Source organism: Prolinoborus fasciculus (assembly GCF_056724605.1).
This window is the reverse complement of the sequence record NZ_JBWZQN010000017.1, coordinates 14136-31439: the sequence shown is the minus strand read 5'-3', so window position 1 is coordinate 31439 and position 17304 is coordinate 14136. Positions and strand designations below refer to the sequence as shown.

General features: G+C 46.5%; 14 protein-coding genes. 10 read left to right on the top strand and 4 right to left on the bottom strand.

All coding sequences use genetic code 11. The annotated features are described in order from the left end of the window. Positions 1-4 precede the first annotated feature (4 nt). Positions 5-3460: a hybrid sensor histidine kinase/response regulator gene (locus tag AC1P5O_RS05980; RefSeq protein ID WP_044108821.1), complete on the bottom strand. Its 3456-nt coding sequence runs from the start codon at positions 3458-3460 to the stop codon at positions 5-7. 204 nt (positions 3461-3664) lie between these two features. Between AC1P5O_RS05980 and urtA the strand changes: the two genes are divergently transcribed. The 9 genes from urtA to AC1P5O_RS05935 all read left to right on the top strand — a co-directional run bounded on the left by urtA (position 3665) and on the right by AC1P5O_RS05935 (position 12592). Continuing rightward, positions 3665-4903 (top strand): urea ABC transporter substrate-binding protein, encoded by a 1239-nt coding sequence (urtA, locus tag AC1P5O_RS05975; RefSeq protein WP_004813834.1) that lies wholly within the window; start codon positions 3665-3667, stop codon positions 4901-4903. 82 nt (positions 4904-4985) lie between these two features. After that, complete coding sequence (urtB, locus tag AC1P5O_RS05970; protein ID WP_000365952.1) at positions 4986-5906, top strand: urea ABC transporter permease subunit UrtB; 921 nt, start codon at positions 4986-4988, stop codon at positions 5904-5906. Between the two features lie 19 nt (positions 5907-5925). Continuing rightward, the gene (gene urtC / locus AC1P5O_RS05965) at positions 5926-7089 is read left to right on the top strand and encodes an urea ABC transporter permease subunit UrtC (RefSeq protein ID WP_004813838.1); all 1164 of its coding nucleotides are present in this window, start codon (positions 5926-5928) and stop codon (positions 7087-7089) included. Continuing rightward, positions 7086-7844 (top strand): urea ABC transporter ATP-binding protein UrtD, encoded by a 759-nt coding sequence (urtD, locus tag AC1P5O_RS05960; protein ID WP_044108808.1) that lies wholly within the window; start codon positions 7086-7088, stop codon positions 7842-7844. Before urtC ends, urtD begins: the two co-directional genes overlap by 4 nt. Positions 7845-7854: 10 nt before the next feature. Beyond that, positions 7855-8553: an urea ABC transporter ATP-binding subunit UrtE gene (gene urtE, locus AC1P5O_RS05955; protein ID WP_004756673.1), complete on the top strand. Its 699-nt coding sequence runs from the start codon at positions 7855-7857 to the stop codon at positions 8551-8553. 229 nt (positions 8554-8782) lie between these two features. After that, positions 8783-9826 (top strand): aliphatic amidase, encoded by a 1044-nt coding sequence (locus AC1P5O_RS05950; RefSeq protein WP_004777704.1) that lies wholly within the window; start codon positions 8783-8785, stop codon positions 9824-9826. A gap of 26 nt (positions 9827-9852) precedes the next feature. Beyond that, positions 9853-10977, top strand: a complete 1125-nt coding sequence (locus tag AC1P5O_RS05945) for an AAA family ATPase (RefSeq protein WP_044108807.1) — start codon at positions 9853-9855, stop codon at positions 10975-10977. Between the two features lie 31 nt (positions 10978-11008). Further along, positions 11009-12187, top strand: coding sequence for a formamidase (fmdA, locus tag AC1P5O_RS05940; RefSeq protein ID WP_001163819.1), 1179 nt, complete (start codon positions 11009-11011; stop codon positions 12185-12187). Positions 12188-12295: 108 nt separating this feature from the next. Further along, positions 12296-12592, top strand: a complete 297-nt coding sequence (locus AC1P5O_RS05935; RefSeq protein WP_044108806.1) for an FmdB family zinc ribbon protein — start codon at positions 12296-12298, stop codon at positions 12590-12592. Positions 12593-12651: 59 nt separating this feature from the next. Here AC1P5O_RS05935 and parE read toward each other — a convergent pair whose 3' ends face one another. After that, on the bottom strand, positions 12652-14532 hold the full coding sequence (gene parE, locus AC1P5O_RS05930; protein WP_138742629.1) for a DNA topoisomerase IV subunit B: 1881 nt from the start codon (positions 14530-14532) through the stop codon (positions 12652-12654). 1 nt (position 14533) lies between these two features. Beyond that, positions 14534-15127, bottom strand: coding sequence for a YqiA/YcfP family alpha/beta fold hydrolase (locus AC1P5O_RS05925; protein WP_004729106.1), 594 nt, complete (start codon positions 15125-15127; stop codon positions 14534-14536). A gap of 246 nt (positions 15128-15373) precedes the next feature. Here AC1P5O_RS05925 and AC1P5O_RS05920 point away from each other — a divergent pair, with 246 nt between their 5' ends. Then, positions 15374-16705, top strand: a complete 1332-nt coding sequence (locus AC1P5O_RS05920) for a PGAP1-like alpha/beta domain-containing protein (protein WP_348942091.1) — start codon at positions 15374-15376, stop codon at positions 16703-16705. Positions 16706-16757: 52 nt separating this feature from the next. Here the strand turns inward: AC1P5O_RS05920 and AC1P5O_RS05915 are convergent, their stop codons facing one another. Further along, on the bottom strand, positions 16758-17285 hold the full coding sequence (locus AC1P5O_RS05915; protein WP_004729102.1) for a disulfide bond formation protein B: 528 nt from the start codon (positions 17283-17285) through the stop codon (positions 16758-16760). Between the last annotated feature and the right edge of the window lie 19 nt (positions 17286-17304).

Here is a 17304-nt window from a genome sequence, read left to right as displayed (position 1 = left end):
ACCCCTACTTCAGCACATCTGCATGCTCATGAAGTCGCTGAATTGCTCTTTTAAAATCAAATTGTTTTAAATCCTGCTCAATCTGATGCCATATATCGTTATATTGTTCAAAGTGCTGGCCACATTCATGCAGGACATCTTTTGCCCCCCGGATAAAACCAATACTTAAATGCTGTTCCAGCTGAAGGACCGCCTCTGCCACGTTCAACAATGGAATGGATGGGTTCAACTCATTTCTGCTTTCAATCACAACCGTGGAGATCTGTCCTTTCTGGTCAGAAGGCTGTTCTTGTTCTGGCTGCTGCTCATGCTGATGCAGCCAGCTTAAGCCCAATTTATCACCAATTTTGTTCAATAATAAATTGAGATCGACCGGCTTTACTAAAAAGTCTTCGTTGAGAACATCGGTTTCCGGATTGATCATCCGCTCATTGGCATCTGCAGAAATAATAATAATCGGTACATTGGTCATTTTATTTTGGCGCAGCAATTTCGCCGTTTCCCAGCCGCCCAGTAAAGGCATGCTCAAATCCATCAGAATCAGATCAGGATTAAATTCTGGTACCTGGCGCAAACAGGCTAAACCTGATTCTGCCTCTTCTAAAATAAAACCCAGTGGTTTCAGGAAATTTAAAACTAGACCACGATCGGTTGCTTCATTATCAACCACCAGTATTTTACGGCGTTCTCCGGTATAACCGGTCACGGTATTAGAGGCAACATCCGCGATCGGATGGATCAGGGATTTAGAAGGTAAATACAGTTTTATTTTAAACACTGAACCCTGTTTTAACTGGCTGCTCAGGGTCAGCTCGCCACCGAGAATATCGACTAAGAGCTTCACGATTGGCAGCCCCAAACCCGTGCCAGCAAAGCTGCCCTGTACCACATTACGACCACGCTCAAAAGGCTGGAAGATCCGCTCAACATCCGACTCAGCAATCCCACAACCGGTATCCTGAATTTCAAAATAAGCGGTCTGAAAACGGTAATCGACCTTAAATTTGACTACCCCCTCCAGGGTAAATTTCAAAGCATTACCCAACAGATTAATCAGTATCTGTTCCAGACGTTTTTTATCAATACGGACATACTGTGGAATCTTGCTACTGATCTCCACATCAAAGTTCAGCTGCTTTTGGGCAAACTGTGGCTCGAATATATGCACGATCTGTTTAAGAAATTTTGGCAGGTCGATATTGGAATTTTCCAAAGAAATCTTGCCAGTTTCAATCCGTGCCAAATCCAGCAGACCATCAATTAGAGAAGTCAGATGCTGACCGCTCCGGCTAATCACGCCCAGGGCAGATTCGCCCTGTTCAGACAGTTTTTCCTGTTTCTGCAGTAGCTGGCTATAACCGAGAATACTGTTCAACGGTGTTCGTAACTCATGGCTGATGCCAATCACATAACGGCTTTTGGCTTCATTGGCTTTTTCTGCCTGAATACGGGCATCTTGCAACTGGCGATCGGTAACCTTATGCGCTTCAATCTCATCCATCAGCAGTTGAGTCTGGGTATTACTTTCCAGCTGTGCTTGACGTCGGCTTTCATCATTCAGCACTAACCACCAGGCGGCCACACAAAGTAGTAAAAACAGCACGGCATAGATTTTGACGAACAGCATTGTCAGCGCATCCTGCTGCTGTGACAAAGCGCCCAGGCTGGCAGACTCCTGTAAATAAATCAGGCTCAGGCTCACTGCCAGCACCACACCTAAGACAAAAATCAGCAGGATATACAGGCTCAAGCGGGTATTAATATGTTGTACCCAGTATTTCGGCAGGAACCAGGCCGCAAAAACTCTGAGCTGTGAAGACCAGCGTGCATGCGGCTTACACAGGTCATGACAACGTGCTTCAAGCGTGCAGCACAGAGAACAGATCTGACTGCTATAGGCTGGACAACTGGCCATGTCTGCAGTTTCATAATCATGCTCACACACCACGCACGTCTGTGTCTCGACCAGATTCAGTTCAGGCTTTTCTTGACGTGCCAAGTAGTATTTACCTTTGGTAAACCAGGCAATTAGCGGTACACATAACATCGCCGTACCGAGTGCGATAAAGCCGGCCAAGGACCGGGCAATCTCTCCAAAAACGCCCCAGTAACACAACATGGATAAGACCGATGCAATGATCAGGCTACCGACTCCAACCGGATTAATGTCATATAGATAGGCCCGTCGAAATTCAATTCCTTTTGGACTCAATCCCAGTGGTTTACAGATCACCAGATCCGCAACAATGGCACCGATCCAAGCAAGGGCCACATTACTGTATAAGCCAAGCACACGCTCCACCGCATGAATTACCCCAAGTTCCATCAACAGCAAAGCGATAAAGATATTGAATACCAGCCAGACTACGCGCCCTGGATGGCTATGCGTCAGACGCGCAAAAAAGTTCGACCAGGCCAATGACCCTGCATAGGCATTGGTAACATTAATCTTGATCTGGGCAACGCAGACAAATAAAACCGTCAGAAATAAAGCGATCCCGGGATGATTGACCACCTGTTGGTAAGCAATCCAGTACAGATAATTGGGGTTACTCAGTTCAGAATCAGCAACCAGATACTGCATTGCCAGTGCCATGAGCAGCATACCCATGAATATCTTGATAAATCCACCTAGAATCCAGGCCGGCCCACCTAAAAAGACAGCCCAATTCCATTTACGCTGAATATGTTTTTTATCGGGTAAAAACCGCAGATAATCCGCCTGTTCTCCGATCTGGGTGATCAAGGCAAAGAGCACCGTGCAGGATGCACCAAAAAAAGACAGATTAAAGGCAGCGCTCTGACTTTTTGCGCCCTCAATCAATGCAAGATTGCTGATCAAATCAGGTTGCTTCACCAACACAAAGCACCATGGTAATAAAAGCAGAAATAACCAGAGTGGTTGGGTGATGGCCTGCACCTTATTGATGAAGCCAATACCTTTGACCACCAATGGCAAAATCACCAGTGCTGAAATCAGGTAGCCAATACTCAGGGGTATCCCTAAGCCTAGCTCCAATGCCAGCGCCATGATGGCGGCTTCAAAGGCGAGAAAGATAAAGGTGAAACTGGCATAAATGACCGAGGTAATGGAGGAGCCAATATAGCCAAATCCGGCACCACGGGTCAGTAAATCAATATCGACATTATAACGGGCAGCATAATAACCAATCGGCCAGCTGGTCAGGAAAATGATAATCGCCACAACCACCAGGGCCCAGAAAGCATTACCGAAACCGTATTGCCAGAGCATGGTGGCTCCAAGTGCCTCCATTGCCAGGAAACTGACGGCCGCAAGCGCCGTATTGGTCACTGTCCATAGTGACCATTTCCGGACGGATTTAGGCGCATAGCGCAGGGCATAATCCTCAATACTTTCATCGACCACCCAGGTATTGTATTTACGCCGGGTATGAATGACGCGCTGCGGTGCCTGACTGGTATTCACTGTTGGGTCCATACAGATCAAATCAAGCTAAATATCTGCTCTTAAAAGCAATAACTATGCCCAGCCTATCAGTATCTAAAAATAATCCGACTGAATGCTATATACGTAAAGTGACGTATATGCTCATTTTTTAACTCCCCTTAGGCTTAGTTCCATACCAAGCGCAAACCAATGATTAAGCGCATCAGCATATCTAATTCTATAGGGGAACCCGACATGAGCTTGAAATCAAAAGTAAAGACATCTGGATTACTGGCAGGTTTACTTGCTGTTCCATTCCTGCTGGCGCCCGCACTGACCAATGCCAGCGTTCCTGCAACAGCAAAGGTCAATACCACCAAACTTAAAGTCGATGACAAGTTTGTGTATGTGGGTCAGTTGCACTCAGCAACCGGCACCATGGCAATTTCTGAAACCGGTTCGATTCAGGCAGAACGTCTGGCCATTGAACAGATCAATAAACAGGGCGGTGTTCTCGGTCGACAAATCAAAATTATTCAGGAAGATGGTGCTTCTGACTGGCCAACCTTTGCAGAAAAAGCACGTAAATTGTCTGAAAAAGACCGTGTTGCTGCAATTTTCGGCTGCTGGACTTCAGCCTCTCGTAAAGCCGTATTGCCAATTATTGAACGCAACAACTCTCTACTTTATTACCCAACCTTCTATGAAGGCTTAGAACAATCTAAAAACGTAATCTACACCGGTCAGGAAGCAACTCAACAGGTACTTGAAGCACTGAACTGGCTGGCAAAAGAGAAAAAAGCCAAAACCTTCTATCTGATTGGTTCTGACTACATCTGGCCGCGTACCACCATGAAAATTGCCCGTACCCACATCGAAAAAGTACTGAAAGGTAAAGTGGTTGGTGAAGAATACTATCCTCTGGGCCACACTCAATTCGGCTCTCTCATCAACAAAACCAAACTGCGTAAACCAGATGCCATCTTTGCAGCAGTCGTGGGCGGCTCAAACGTATCCTTCTACAAACAAATGAAAGCTGCGGGCGTAACAGGCGACAAACAGACACTGCTTACCCTTTCAGTGACTGAAGATGAATTGCTGGGGATTGGCGGCGAAAACATGAAGGGCTTCTACTCTTCAATGAAATATTTCCAAAGCCTGAATAACCCCAATAATGCTGCATTCGTAAAAGCCTTTAAAGCGAAATATGGCCCTAAAGCGGTGGTAGGTGACGTAACACAAGCCGCTTACCTAGGTCCATGGTTATGGAAAGCCGCAGTTGAAAAAGCCGGTAGCTTCGATGTCGCGAAAGTGACTGCAGCATCTAAAGGCCTAGAAATGAAAACTGCGCCTGAAGGCTACGTGAAAATTGACCCGAACCACCATTTATGGAGCAAATCACGTATTGGTCAAGTGCAACCAAATGGTCAGTTCAAGGTTGTTTACGAGTCTAAAGGTCTAATCAAACCAAACCCATTCCCTAAAGGTTACTGAGTTAACAGCCACATGATCAGGGGAAGCCATTCTCCTGATCTTTTTATTCCACACAATTTTTTAAAGCTTGGAGGATGATGCGATGGATCTATCATTTGCAGAATTCGGTGCAATATTTGCCATGCAAGGCTTTAATGGTCTCTCTGTGTTCTGTGTGCTGTTATTGATGGCGCTCGGCCTTGCAATTATCTTTGGGCAAATGGGCGTAATTAACATGGCACATGGTGAGTTTCTGACCATTGGTGCATATACGACATTTTTCATTTCCACACTGACTGAAAGTTTTTTCCCTCAACTCCTACCTTACTATTTCCTGATTGCAATCATTGCAGCCTTCCTCACAGCAGGCATTATCGGTTACATGGTGGAACGACTCATGATCAGCCGGCTCTATCAACGGCCACTCGATACACTTCTTGCAACATGGGGCTTGAGCCTCATCATGCAGCAGTTGTTCCGTTCTATTTTCGGACCTAAGGAAGTCAGCCCGACTTTACCTGACTGGTTAATGGGTTCTTATCAACCGACGGAAGCCATCGATATTCCTATCAATGGTCTGTTCCTGGTGGGCGTTACCCTCTGTGTCACTGCATTTGTCTACTTTCTGATTTACCGTTCACGCTGGGGTTTACAACTTCGTGCAACCAACCAGAACCGCTTTATGAGTGGTGCTGTCGGGATCAATACCAAACGTGTTGACAGCTTAACCTTTGCCTTGGGTTGTGGGCTTGCAGGTATTGCCGGTGCAGCTTTCACAACCATCGGTTCTACTGGTCCTACAGCAGGTTCGCTGTATATCGTTGATACCTTCTTAGTCGTGGTCTTCGGCGGTGCTGCAAGCTTGCTTGGCACCGTTGCCTCCGCATTCAGTATCGCGCAAGCACAATCTATTCTGGAATTCTTCCTTTCTGGTTCTGTCGCTAAAGTCCTGACACTGGCTACAGTCATTATTATCCTGATGCTGCGTCCTCAGGGTCTCTTCTCAATCAAAGTACGTAAATAGGGGATTCAGGAGAGATATTATGAAAAATCTAATGAATGCCTTTTTAGGCGGTAAAGAAGGTGCGATTGGTCTGGTGATTCTTGCTGTACTGATCCTGCTGGTCATGCCAATGTTCCTGGATATTTTCCGTCTGAATCTGATGGGTAAATATCTGACTTTTGCTTTTGTCGCAATCGGCCTGGTTCTGTGCTGGGGACACGGTGGTATCTTAAGTTTAGGTCAAGGGATTTTCTTTGGCATTGGTGGCTACTGCATGGCCATGTTCCTGAAACTTGAAGCTTCAGACATGCAATCTACAGCAGCGCAAACCACGCCAGGAATTCCAGACTTTATGGACTGGAACCAGATCACCAGCTTGCCAGGCTTTTGGGAACCTTTCCATAGCTTCGGGTTTACTTTGTTTGCCATCATCATCATTCCAATCTTGCTTGCCTTCATCATCGGTTTCGCGATGTTTACCCGTCGTGTCGGTGATGTGTACTTCTCGATCATCATGCAAGCCATTGTAGCGATCCTGACCATTCTGATTATTGGTCAACAAGGTTTCACTGGCGGCATTAACGGGATTACAGACCTGAAAACCTTACATGGCTGGGATATCCGTACCGATGAAGCCAAATATGTCCTGTACTACATCAATGCCCTGCTACTCATTGCAGTAATCATGATCAGCCGTTTTGTCCTTAGTTCTAAACTCGGTCGTCTACTTTCTGCGATGCGTGACAAAGAAGAACGTGTACGTTTCTCTGGCTATGACGTGGCCATGTACAAAGTATTCATTTTCTGTTTCGCAGCTGTGGTGTCATCTATTGGTGGTGCGATGTTTACCCTGCAAGTCGGCTTCATGTCACCAACGATTATCGGCATCGTACCTTCGATTGAAATGGTCATTCTGGCTGCAGTCGGTGGTCGTCTGTCGCTGATTGGTGCAGTGTATGGTGCAGTACTGGTGAATCTGGGTAAAACTTACTTCTCTGAAGCCTTCCCTGAAGTATGGTTGTACTTCCTCGGTGCATTGTTCATCGGTGTGGTCATGTTCTTACCTAATGGCTTAGCGGGTCTGTATGAAAAATATGTCCGTCCATTGTTCCTGAAAAAGAAACCGATCGACAGCACTTCGCCACCGCCAAGTAGTGATCCGGATAAAACGATCGATCCAATTGTGGAAGGAGGTGTGAAATGAACAAAGTTGGCGTAGAAATGAGTAAACCGGTACTGGTCATTGAAGATCTCACCGTGTCCTTCGACGGTTTCAAGGCAGTCAGTGATCTCAACTTCTATCTGGATAAAAACGAAGTCCATGTGGTGATCGGCCCCAATGGAGCCGGCAAGACCACAGTGCTGGATCTGATCTGCGGCAAGACCAAAGCGACTTCAGGCACCATTAAGTTCAATGATATTGAACTGACCAAACTGAAAGAGTTCGACATTGTCCGTAAAGGGGTTGGGCGTAAATTCCAGAACCCGAATATTTATGAAAATCTGTCGGTCTATGACAACCTGGAAATGTCCTTCCCGCGTGGCCGTAATGTCTTTGGTGCGCTGTTCTTCAGACGCACTAAAGATGTCGATGAGCGTATTCGTGAAGTTGCTGGCAAGATTTTCCTGACTGACCTGCTGGATACCTCCGCTGGTCTGCTCTCTCATGGCCAGAAGCAGTGGCTGGAAATTGGCATGTTATTGATGCAAGACCCAGAGCTGCTCATGCTGGATGAACCTGTCGCAGGGATGAGTGTCTCGGAACGTGAGCAGACGGCGCAACTGTTACGGGAAATCAGCAAAGGACGTTCTGTGCTGGTGATTGAACATGACATGGAATTCGTCAAAACCATTGCTGACAAAGTCACGGTACTGCACCAGGGCAAAATTCTGGCAGCAGGCAAAATGGACGATGTGCAAAATGATCCAAAAGTGATTGAAGTTTATCTGGGACACTAAGGAGGCCACCATGAGCGGATTATTAGAAATTAATGCTTTGTGTTCAGGATATAAACAAAGTCAGGTGATTCACGACCTGGAACTGAAGATCCAACCGAAGGAAATTGTAGCGATCATGGGCCGTAACGGCATGGGTAAAACCACCCTGTTCAAAACCCTGATTGGTGATATTAAAAATACCAAAGGTGAAATCAAGCTGGATGGCAAAAATCTGGAAAAACTGGATCCTTACCAGCGCGTAGAAAATGGTGTGGCTTATGTGCCGCAGGGCCGGATGATTTTCTCCACCATGTCCGTACTGGAAAATATCCAGACCGGTTTACCGGCTTCTGCGCACGGCAAAGTACCGGATGACCTGTATGAGCTGTTTCCTGTACTTTGGGATATGCGCAAACGTAAAGGTGGAAACTTATCGGGTGGGCAACAACAGCAATTAGCAATTGCCCGTGCCTTAGCGACTAATCCTAAAGTACTTCTGCTGGATGAACCGACGGAAGGGATTCAGCCCTCTATTATCAAGGACATTGCCAGAACTCTGAAAGAAATTCGTGACCAGCGTGACCTGACCATTGTGGTCTCTGAACAGGTGCTGAGTTTCACCATGGCGATGGCCGATCGCTTCCTGGTGATCGACAAAGGTCGCTTTGCTTATGAAAATGTCCGTGAAAATGTTGATGAGACCACCATCAGTAAATATCTGTCTGTTTAATCTGGCTGTAATTTTTCTCCACCTCCCCCGATTCGTCGGGGGATTTTTAATTTCTATTTCACTTAATTAATCGGCAGCTGATTTTAATATTTTATTTGATTATTCACATTTAAAAACTCTTTTCAGTCTCCCCCCTCCATATACGCAATTCAACGTATTTTGCTGTAACGCATTTCACGCGACACTCGAATCATAAAGTTGAATCGATAAAAGAGTTGGAGAAATTTGAATGCGTCACGGTGATATCTCAAGCAGCCCAGATACAGTAGGTGTGGCAGTTGTAAACTACAAAATTCCTCGTTTGCACACTAAAGCGGAAGTGCTTAAGAACGCAAAAAAAATTGCTGAAATGTTGAAAGGAATCAAACAGGGTATTCCGGGTATGGACCTGATTGTTTTTCCCGAATACAGCACCATGGGCATTATGTACGACCATGACGAGATGATGGCAACCGCTGCCACCATTCCAGGCGATGAAACCGCGATTTTCTCACAAGCCTGTATTGAAGCCAACGTCTGGGGCGTGTTCTCGATTACCGGTGAACAACATGAGGAACATCCAAACAAGGTGCCTTATAACACTTTGATCCTGATTAATAACAAGGGCGAAATCGTTCAGAAATACCGCAAGATTATCCCATGGTGCCCGATTGAAGGCTGGTGCCCAGGTGATACCACCTATGTGACTGAAGGACCGAAGGGCATCAAGATGTCACTGATCATCTGTGATGACGGTAACTATCCAGAAATCTGGCGTGACTGTGCCATGAAAGGCGCTGAACTGGTGGTGCGTTGCCAAGGCTATATGTACCCGGCAGCAGATCAGCAGATCAACATGGCGAAATGCATGGCATGGGCAAATAACGTTTACGTTGCTGTTGCCAACTGTACCGGTTTTGACGGCGTTTACACTTACTTCGGTCACTCAGCAGTAGTCGGCTTCGACGGCCGTACCTTGGGTGAATGTGGTACGGAAGAAAACGGCATCCAATACGCACAATTGTCACTGCATGAAATTCGTGATGCACGTAAATACGACCAGTCACAAAACCATTTATTTAAATTGCTGCACCGCGGCTATACCGGTGTCTATAACAATGGTGACGGCGATAAAGGCGTTGCGGACTGTCCATTCGACTTCTACAAAACCTGGGTTCTGGATGCTCAAAAAGCGCAAGAGAACGTGGAAAAAATTACCCGCTCTACCATCGGTGTTGCGGAATGCCCAATCGGCAATTTGCCACATGAAGGCCTAGAAAAAGAAGCATCTTAAGTTTGGTCTGAGAGGAGGTATTCGATATGACATTTGCCAGCGACCGCATCAGTGCCAATCAGGAAACCCTGGCCAAACAGCGTTATGAGATGCAGAGCAAAGAACGTATTGCACGTACCTCTCGCTTTAGCTTTGATCCTGAAAAAGTCATGCAGCATGTCCGTGGTCATATCATTGGGCAGCGTGCCGCACTGGATGAAATTGAAAACATGCTCTTAACCGTCAAGGCAGATTTTAATGCCCCTACCCGGCCACTGGCAGTCACATTGATGCTAGGACCGACGGGTGTGGGGAAAACCGAAACGGTTCGGCTGATTGCTGAGGCAATCCATGGCAAGCCCGATGCATTCTGCCGGATCGACATGAACACACTGGCACAGGAACATTATGCTGCAGCACTGACAGGTGCCCCTCCAGGCTATGTCGGCTCTAAAGAAGGCAATACCCTGTTTGATGAAGCCCATATTCAGGGCAGTTTTTCCAAGCCAGGTATTGTGCTGTTTGATGAAATTGAAAAAGCCAGTACCGAAGTCATTCGGGGTCTGCTCAACGTTCTGGAAACCGGAACCTTAAAGCTGACCGCGGGTACCAAAGTATTGGATTTCAAAAACTGCATGATCTTTATGACCAGTAACGTCGGCGCCAAAGATGCTCAGGCACGCTTAAGACAGCTGGCCAAGCTTCCAAAGCCTATTCAAAAACTGGCCCGACTGGCCAAACTGGATGACAGCCAGATTACCGAACGCGCTCTGTACAAGAAGTTTGATCCTGAATTTTTGAATCGTATTGAACGTATTCTGCAGTATGAAGCGGTTGAAGCTGATTTGGCGCCAACACTGGTCAGTCTGGAAATCGAGAAACTGAATCAGCGACTCCGTAAGCAGAGCCGTACGGTTGAACTTACACCCGCTGCCACCCAGTTTCTGTCTACCGGACACGATGTTCGCTTCGGTGCACGAGGCTTGAGTCGCCGCTTTCGGGTTTTGGTTGAGCCACAACTCGCTAGATTTTTTATTCAGCATCCAGAAGCTAGTCAGATCATCATTGATTATGACGGCAAAACGATCCAGGTTCAGTCAGTTCCTGTTGAAAGCGTGATCGAAGATCCGCTGTTCATCATGGATGACACGGGCAATAACATCAAAAACTAGCTTTATTCGACCTCAACACAGGGGATAAAACATGCAACATATTAAAATTAAACCGGGGGTTCCGCTGGCAGAACAGGCGGAAATTGGACATAACCGCTGGCATCCGGATTTGCCATTTCTGACTTCGGTAAAACCGGGTGAAGAAATCCTGATTGAAAGTCTGGATTTCCTGGATGCGCAGATTAAAGATACCGATGACATTTCTGATGTCAAAAATGTCGACCTGACCCGTGCCCACCCATTAACCGGTCCTTTCTATGTAGAAGGTGCTGAACCAGGTGACTTACTGGTAATTGACCTGCTCGACATCCAGCCAATTTCAGATGTCGGTTTCTCTGGTGTATTTGCCAAGGAAAATGGTGGTGGCTTCCTGGCTGACTATTTCCCTGAAGCTGATAAAGCCATCTGGGACTTAAAAGGTTTATTTGCAACTTCACGTCATATTCCGGGCGTTCGTATTGCCGGCCTCAAACACCCAGGCCTGATGGGAACCTTACCCTCACATGACCTGCTAAAAGAGTGGAACCGTCGTGAGGCACTACTGGTGCCTAAAGGCCAAGCCAACCCACCTGATCCGCGTACTGCCGTTTTGCGTGGCGTAACAGGTGCCGAATTCGACCGTATGGCAGCAGAAGCTGCGCGCACTGTTCCACCACGTGAACATGGCGGAAATACGGACATTAAAGACCTGGCAGCAGGTAGCCGTATCTATTTCCCTGTTTATCAAAAAGGTGCCGGTTTCTCGATGGGCGATCTGCACTTCTCTCAAGGAGACGGTGAAATCGGTTTCTGTGGCGCGATCGAAATGGACGGTGTTACCCGTGTCGGCTTCGACCTGATCAAAGGTGGTATGGAGAAATATAATATTGATTCTCCAATCTTTGTGCCAAGTAATGTCCGTCCGGCTTATGACCAGTGGCTGACCTTTGAAGGCATCAGCGTTGAAGATGGCGTTAACCATTATCTGGATGCCACTGTAGCGTATCGTCAGGCGTGTTTAAAAGCGATTAAATACCTTGAAAACTTTGGCTTTACTGGCTCACAGGCATACATGTTGCTGACTGCCGCACCAGTTGAAGGCCGTATCGGTGGCATCGTGGATATTCCAAATTGTGCATGTACCGTATCTCTGCCAACTTCAATCTTCGAGCAGAACATCCTTCCTCAGGGTGCACTGAACGATGACAAATTCTGGGGGCATAAACGCTAGTTTTACAATTTATTGTTGTTTTAGCTTCACAACGGGTAGTCATCCAACCTAAAGCCTTCGGCTACCCGTCTTTTTAATTTGAGGCCTTCATGCGACAGGAGTACAGAAATGCCGTTATATGATTTCCGCTGTGAGCATTGCGAGGGAATTTTTGAACAACGGGTTCCAATTGCCCGTATCTCAACCGATACGATTGAATGTAATTATTGCCAACAGCAGACTTTAGCTAAACCGATGATCACCGGTCATCAAAAAATCAATATGAAAAGCAAATGGCGTCCGGGTTCAGGCGCAGAAAAACTTGCAGGGCCTCTGGTAGAAGGACCCGGTACCAATAAAAATAGCGCACGCAGCTCGGTTTTACATAATTGCCGCGGCGTTAACTGTTCTTTATGCGATGTCTAATCTTTATTCATAAAAAATCCCGCTCTGGCGGGATTTTTTGATTGCTTAAAATCGGTAGTTTAAACCACCAGATCTGCCAGATTACCTTTTTGCTCTAACCAGTCTTTGCGGTCACTGGCACGTTTTTTTGCCAGCAATTTATCCAGTAAACTTGCAGTATGATGAGCATCATCTAAATCTAGTTGCACCAGACGCCGCGTGTTTGGATCAAGGGTGGTTTCACGCAACTGGCTGGCATTCATCTCACCCAGTCCCTTGAATCGGGTAATTTGCGGATTCTTGGTTTTACATTTTTTCAGAATGCTATTCAGCTCGTCTTCATCCAGAGCATAGTGCACATCTTTGTTGTCATCGATTCGGAACAATGGCGGCATCGCTACAAATAAATGCCCTTCCTCGACCAGTGTAGGAAAATGCTTTACAAACAAGGCACACAGCAAAGTCGCGATATGCAAACCATCCGAGTCGGCATCCGCCAGGATACAGACCTTGCCATAACGCAGTTCAGACAAGTCATCCGAACCCGGATCAACGCCAATGGCAATCGCAATATTGTGTACTTCCTGCGATGCTAGAACTTCGTCAGAAGAGACTTCCCAAGTATTCAGGATTTTTCCACGAATTGGCATAATCGCCTGGAAGTTCTTATCACGCGCCTGCTTGGCCGAACCACCCGCAGAATCCCCTTCCACAATAAACAGTTCTGACTGATCCAGATCATGGCCTACACAGTCCGACAGTTTCCCCGGCAAGGTTGGACCCGCGACAATTTTCTTACGTTCTACTTTTTTCGCTGCTTTGAGACGGCGACCGGCTTTGGAAATGGCCATTTCTGCCAGTTGCATGGCGATGTCAGAATTCTGGTTCAACCATAATGCAAAGGCATCTTTGGCAATATTCTGCACAATCCCTGCTGCTTCACGGCTCGACAGACGTTCTTTAGTCTGACCCGAGAATTGTGGTTCCTGAAATTTCAATGACAGGATATAGTTGACGCCGTCCCAGACATCTTCGGCAGAGAGTTTCATATTCCGTGGCAGCAAATTCCGCAGTTCACAGAACTCGCGCATCGCATCAGTCACGCCTGAACGCAGACCATTCACATGGGTGCCGCCCTGTGCGGTCGGAATCAGGTTGACATAAGACTCCTGAACACTTTCACCGCCTTCAACGTTCCAGCAAATGGCAAATTCTGCGCTGGCACGTTCCGCATCCCCTGTTGCGACAAAAGCCGGTGCCGGAATAATTTCACGGTCTTCCAGCTCATCCATCAAATAGTCGACCAGACCATTTTCAAACTGCCAGGTGATCTTTTCATCATTGATCTGATCAATATAATTGATCTCAAGACCTGCGGCCAACACGGCTTTGGCTTTGAGATTATGTTTTAAAGCTTTTAAGGCAAATTTTGGTGAATCAAAATACTTGGCTTCCGGCCAGAACTGCACCATCGTCCCAGAGGCACGTTTCGGTGCTTTACCTGCCAGCACTTCAAGCGGTGCCACCGGTTCACCATTTTCAAAGGCCATTTTATACAGGTTACCCTGACGCTGAACTTCAACTTCTACCCGGGTCGAAAGCGCATTGACCACTGAAATCCCGACGCCATGCAAGCCACCGGAAAACTGGTAATTATCGGTACTGAACTTACCGCCGGCATGCAGTTTGGTCATGATAATTTCAATACCGCTCTGGCCATATTCCGGGTGAATATCCACCGGCATACCACGGCCATTGTCTTCAACTGACAAAGAACCATCTTTATAGACCGTGACGGTAATCTTGTTGGCATGTCCTGCCAGTGCCTCATCGACAGCATTATCAATCACTTCCTGTGCCAAATGGTTGGGACGAGAAGTATCGGTGTACATGCCCGGACGACGACGTACCGGATCCAGACCAGATAAAACTTCAAGAGATTGAGCCGTATATTGAGACACGTTATTCGGTTTCCTTTTTTATGCAGTCCAATAAAAACTGTAAGACGAACGGAATTTTCTCCGCAAAATCATCTATCCCGTGACTGCCATGCGCTTCAGTCATCAGCATTGCAGGGGGATGCGCAGCACTATAATAACGATGTGCTTCACGATAATCCAAAACTTCATCGCCTTGTTGCAGCAGAACCAGTATTTTGTCTGCATCTTGTGCAACAGGCAGGGCCAATTGTTGCAGTTGTATCAAATCTGCCTCATCCAGACACCAGTTGGGATGTACCTGATAAGGCAGTTGCTCGTCAAACAGTTCACGAAACAGTTGCCATGGTCGCATTGCCGGATTGATCAGTACAGCAGGCACAGCATGCTGTGCGACCAGATGTGTCGCATAAAATCCGCCGAGACTGCTGCCCAATAACGCCACATCATGCATCGATTCAATCAGGCCAGAAACATGTACAATGGCAGCGTTCGGTGACATGTTTAAATCGGGTAAATGTACCTGAATTTCAGGATACTTTGCACAGTAATGTTGCAGCAATTTCCCCTTGATCGAGTTCGAATTACTTTTAAAACCATGCAAATAAATGATATTCATGAACTACCAACAAAAAACCCATCAATCATCAAAATTTAATTTAAATAATGTGAAGTACACTACGTTATAAGACCAGTTAATTGCTTAAATTGTCTGACAAAAAAGCTCAAAATCTTCTCTCATTCTCGTTATTTTAAGCTGAGACCCTCAAAATCAGGAAACTCAACAAGAAAAAGAATTTATACCGCGAAGTTCTTTAAAAAGAAAGATGGCACCACATGCGGCTCATTGAAAGGACAGGATCAGATGCCAAGTTTGACACCGTTACATGAAACCTATTGTCGATGGGACCGAACCCCGCCGAGTCAGGCCGATGTACTGGAAGGTCTGGCGCAGCTGGTGACGATGCGCTTTAACGATGTGGTTCAGGAGCTGATCAAGAGTATTCAACGCGAAATCTTAATGAGTATTTTTGGTTTAAGTGAAAATAATTCAGAAAAAATTCAGAATATTCCTTCAATCGTGCGGCTCTATCAAATGTCTTATGACATGCTGTTTCATTACGGCAATACCCTGATTGCCCCTGCTTTGCGCCAGATTATTGAACGCTTTCCTAAACTGCATAATAAACCGCTGACACCTTCCTTGCATTTCCTGGTCAGTGTCTTAAATGGCATTATCGGGGATTATCTGCTGAAATATCAGAATCCTCTGGCCTTGCCGATGGTGATCTATGACCATTATGGCTCGCTGCAAAAAGGTGAGCTAAGCGGTCGTATTACTTTGTTTGTACATGGCTTATGCATGAACCATTTAGACTGGTCAAATCGCAAATATGAGGGCATTGGGGCAAAATTACTGGCGCAGCGTGACCGCAATACCATGCTCTATCTGAATTACAATACTGGACGCCGGATTTCTGCCAATGGTCGAAGTCTGGCGAATACCTTACAGGATCTGATTGCTCGCAATCCGAGAATTATCAGTATTGACCTGATCGGGCATAGCATGGGTGGTCTGGTCTCTCGTAGTGCGCTGTTTTATGGCAAGCAGAATGTCTATAGCTGGGTCAATATGGTGGAAAATCTAGTCTGTCTGGGTTCACCGCATCATGGTGCGGTACTGGAACGTTTTGGTTTTAGCTTGCAGGACAAACTCGGACATTTTCCATTGATCCGGTTGCTTGGCCATCTGGTCAATATTCGCAGTAACGGTATTCTGGATTTACGCCATGGTAGCGTCCGAGATGATGACTGGGAGCATAATCCGCTTCGGATCGGCTTTATGGACGATCACCGTAAACCTGCCCCGATTCCATCTCATATCGATACCTATCTGGTCGCCGGCACCATCGAGTTTGAAAACCGCAAGAACAAGACCTTGCATGTGATTGGCGATTATCTGGTCAGTATTGAAAGTGCTTTGGGCGAGCATCCCAATCCGCGCTTTCAGCTCAAAGTCCCAGATGCAAACAAGGCGATTTTCTATGGCCTGAACCATTTTGAAATTCAGTATCATCCGCTGGTGGCCGAGCAGGTGGCGCGCTGGTTCTATCCAAGTGTAGAAGATGAAGCCTTTGATCAGATTCATGAATATGTGATGGATCTGGACAGTCTGGAAGGCATTGCCCTGACCTAAACTTAAGCAAAATAAAAAAGCCCTCGATTGAGGACTTTTTTTAAATGCGGAATTAATATTTATCTCTGAGTCGTTTAACCGCTACGGTTTTATATTTACGCAGCAATTGCCATAAACTGACCAGCAATAAAATACTAAAGAAGATCAAAGACCAGACAGGCAAGGACTGACCCAAGAAAGTCCAGTCAATCGCAGCACATTCCCCCGAACCATTTAAGACCTGCTGCAGTACGGACTGCATTGGCAGGGTTTCCAGCCAGTATTCCAGACCGGGACCACAGCTCGGTACCTGATCCGGTGGCAGGTTCTGTAACCAGACATGACGCGCAGCCACGCCCACAGACCACAAAATACTGAGCGAACCCAGCAAGGCATACAGCCGCTTCATGACATTGGATGCAGGATTATGCAGGCATGCGATTAGTGAGATGATCCCGAGTCCGATTAATCCGACACGCTGAAACACACAGAGCGGACAAGGCGCCAGACCTTGTACATGCTCAAGATATAAGGCAAATGCCATGCCGATGACAGCAGCCAGAAACAACATACCACTCACGAAGCGATAACCCCATTGCATGGTGAATCCTCTTATTTTT